The organism is Microcoleus sp. PH2017_12_PCY_D_A (assembly GCF_020738565.1).
In the GTDB taxonomy this organism is placed as follows: domain Bacteria; phylum Cyanobacteriota; class Cyanobacteriia; order Cyanobacteriales; family Microcoleaceae; genus Microcoleus.
The window spans coordinates 1-1,673 of record NZ_JAEQCI010000265.1 but is presented as its reverse complement, the minus strand read 5'-3'; the positions used below and the strand labels follow the sequence as shown (position 1 = coordinate 1,673).

General features: G+C 42.7%; 1 pseudogene. It reads right to left on the bottom strand.

The features are described from left to right. Positions 1–51: 51 nt before the first annotated feature. Positions 52–1,616, bottom strand: a pseudogene (locus tag JGK39_RS33475) (transposase). Between the last annotated feature and the right edge of the window lie 57 nt (positions 1,617–1,673).

Here is a 1,673-nt window from a genome sequence, read left to right as displayed (position 1 = left end):
CTAGGGCGTCGGTTCAGTATTAGGAGTTGACAAAAAAAGGACTTTATGAAATTAGCCAGTGCATGAGTTCGACTCTAGGCCTGGTGTAATTGGTCGAACCTTATCCATTTGAGCAATGACATGAAGATTATGGACAACAGCGACTCGCCTTAAATCGAAAAGATTTTTCCGCTGCCCAATATAGCGAGCACGATTCCCCTGCCAATGCCCAATATGAGCCAGAGAGTGTTCAACTGTAGTACGTTTTCTTAAGTCTACTCGACCAATAGCAGTGGATTGACGCCCTCGCAACTCTTGCATTAAGGCTTCCGAGGGATGAATTGATACAGTCCGTCCTTTTTTACTGTTTGTGCAGTCGGCTCTTAAAGGACAAATTGCACATTCATTCTGAGGAAAATGAACAATTTTTCCCGGGTCAAATGGGATACTTACCTGATTGGGACAGCTAATTAAATGCGTATCCCAGTCAAAAAAAAATAATTTTTATCAAACCTTCCAGAATTTCTGACCGGCCACGCTTTGCAAAATATCTGTAATTTATCATCCCGTTGTGTCACCCAATGACTAGATAAATAAGCCCGAGTGATATGTAACTCAGATAGGTGAATATTTTCAAATCTTAAGTTACGTTCACTGGGAGATTGTAGCAGCAGATTCTGGAGTATTGGCCCTGGTCAACGCCACCGCGCAAACTATACCACTGTCTAAATCTTTGAGGATGTGGCGTTTATATCCATCTATTTTTTTAGAGCGGCTTTTACGCCCATGCCACCTATCTGGGTCTTCAATAGAAATGCGACGCTCCTTGGCGACCCCCTTACTTAAACTCGGAACGCCTTGTGAGTCAAAAGTTACATTTTGAGATTCAATCACTCGGGCTACATCCAGAGTCTCTTTGGCGACTTCAAACTCATCACAACTAGACTGGCTTTGCATCCATTCTTCTACGGAACATAAGCTGTTTAGAATGATTGAGAGTGCGTTTTGACGCTCTGAAGGCTCATCCCAATTTAAGTCCAAGGCTGTTTTTAAGCTGGAACTATTAAGAACTGGCGCACCAGTTAACTCGGCAATTTCTGCTGGCGAGCGCCCCTGCACAGCAGCTATCATACTCACTGCTTTACGCTCATCATAACCCAAGAGATTATATGTATCTTCGACTTTACCTGCTCCCCATAATCGGGAAGAATCTAAAGCCGCTTTGAGTTGAGATGAGCCAAACCCACCTTTTTGCTTGGCAATTTCTACGGTGCGGTCAATTAAACGTTGGTCTAGTTCTTTTTTAATTAAGCCCTTTCTGAATCTCACCAAAGTGGCGATCGAGAACTAACTGCCAACGTTGATCCATGAGCATTTCTTCAATTACTTCATCATCAGAAATGCCTAAGTAGGCTTGCAGAATAATTGCTAAGGCAAGTTGTGCAGGAGGAATTGGGCTATGACCCACTGTGCTGTCTTTAAAAATTGTAGCAAGTTCTTCTTGGAACTCATCATTAAATATGAATGAACGGTTTAGTCGAAGAAACGTAAAGAGCTTGGCTCGGGAACGTGCGTTTGACAATCAACGCTTCCTGGTCTGAGAGTTCAATTGGAGGATGCCATAAGTGAGGGCGCATCAGGTTTCTTGCTTCTTTCTGATTGTGATAATTTAACAGGCTTTTCAATTCACATAT